This is a genomic window from Alcaligenes sp. EGD-AK7, assembly GCF_000465875.3.
Taxonomy (GTDB): domain Bacteria; phylum Pseudomonadota; class Gammaproteobacteria; order Burkholderiales; family Burkholderiaceae_B; genus Alcaligenes; species Alcaligenes phenolicus.
Genome location: NZ_AVOG02000063.1, coordinates 1 through 509 on the forward strand (window position 1 = coordinate 1; position 509 = coordinate 509).

Below are 509 nucleotides of genomic sequence, written 5' to 3' on the forward strand. Positions count from 1 at the left end.
CCGCGCAGGCCGACTCGACTAGTGAGCTATTACGCTTTCTTTAAAGGATGGCTGCTTCTAAGCCAACCTCCTAGCTGTCTAAGCCTTCCCACATCGTTTCCCACTTAACCATGACTTTGGGACCTTAGCTGACGGTCTGGGTTGTTTCCCTTTTCACGACGGACGTTAGCACCCGCCGTGTGTCTCCCGTGCTGACACTTGCTGGTATTCGGAGTTTGCATCGGTTTGGTAAGTCGGGATGACCCCCTAGCCGAAACAGTGCTCTACCCCCAGCAGTGATACACGAGGCGCTACCTAAATAGCTTTCGAGGAGAACCAGCTATCTCCGGGCTTGATTAGCCTTTCACTCCGATCCACAGGTCATCCGCTAACTTTTCAACGGTAGTCGGTTCGGTCCTCCAGTCGATGTTACTCAACCTTCAACCTGCCCATGGATAGATCGCCCGGTTTCGGGTCTACTCCCAGCGACTGATCGCCCTATTAAGACTCGGTTTCCCTACGCCTCCCCT

The 509-nt window shown here is 53.8% G+C and carries 1 rRNA gene; it reads right to left on the reverse strand.

The window, feature by feature from the left end:
- Positions 1-509, reverse strand: a 23S ribosomal RNA gene (locus N879_RS16945); the annotation flags it as partial.